Consider the following 1,179-nt stretch of genomic DNA (forward strand, 5'->3'; position numbering starts at 1 on the left):
CGCGCCCACCCACGCCGTGGGGGTGGGCGGTGGCACCTCGGTGCTCGACGTGGACGGCGTGCCGGTATTCGCCAAGCGCATCCCGATGACCGACCGGGAGCTGGCCCATCCACACAGCACCGCGAACCTGTTCGACCTGCCGACCTCCTGCCAGTACGGCATGTACCGCCTCGCAGGTCCGGGTTTCGGCGCCTGGCGCGAGCTGGCTGCGAACCTCCTCGTCACCGAGGGGGTCCTCGCCGGTGAGGCGGAGTCCTTCCCTCTGCTGCACCACTGGCGGGTGCTTCCCGGCCGTGCACCTGTCGCCTCGGAACAGCTGGACATCGACGCCGTGGTCGCCCAGTTCGGCGGCGACCCGGCCGTGCGCATCCGCTTCGAGGAACTGGCCGCCGCGACCTCCAGCCTCGTGCTCTTTCTCGAGTACGTCCCTTCTTCGCTGCACGAGAGGCTCACCGACCCGGTCGGCCAGGCCGGGACCCTCGAGCGGCAGTTGTTCGAGATGGTGGCGTTCCTGCGTGGCCGCGAGCTGCTCCACATGGACGGACACTTCGGCAACATCCGGGCCGACGATGAGCGCATCTACCTCGTCGATTTCGGGCTGGCCACCTCGCCTCGGTTCGACCTGTCGAACGCCGAGCGCGACTTCGTCGCGCGGCACGTCGGCCACGATGCCGAGTACGCGGCGATGCGGCTGGTGAACTGGCTCGTCACCACGGTGTGCGGGCTACCGGTGCCGGCGGGCGGTGGCCCCGTTGAGCGCAACGGGTACGTGCGCCGATGCGCGAGCGGCGACATTCCGCAGGACGTGCCGGCCGCCGCGGCGGACATCCTCTCTCGGCACGCCCCTGCTGCGGCGCGGATGAACGACTTCTGCTGGCGGCTGCGCGACGGCGACATCCACGCGGAGTATCCCGGCGCGTAGGCCCGCCTCGCCGCGGGCGTGCTCCCGTTGCCGACGCCAGCGCCGCTACCCACTCCACCGTCGGCCCCTCGACCCGCAGGCCACCGGGGCCGTGCACCTTGAGTGCCCCGGGCGACTACAGCCCTCCGGCCTCGCACACCACGAGCACCGGCTGAAACGCGGCGACTGTCACTCCTGCGCGCGCTGACCGCTGCTTGCAGCGGCTGAGAGTCCAGGGACTCAGCCCCGTTCCTCGGCCACGCCCTCTTGGCTTGCGC

The 1,179-nt window shown here is 71.2% G+C and carries 1 protein-coding gene; it reads left to right on the top strand.

All coding sequences use genetic code 11. The annotated features are described in order from the left end of the window. The coding region (locus HUA76_RS44735; RefSeq protein ID WP_217440986.1) for a hypothetical protein at positions 1–922 on the top strand (922 nt) is incomplete at its 5' end. Positions 923–1,179 lie beyond the last annotated feature (257 nt).

The organism is Myxococcus sp. CA056 (genome assembly GCF_013336715.1).
Classification (GTDB): domain Bacteria; phylum Myxococcota; class Myxococcia; order Myxococcales; family Myxococcaceae; genus Myxococcus; species Myxococcus llanfairpwllgwyngyllgogerychwyrndrobwllllantysiliogogogochensis.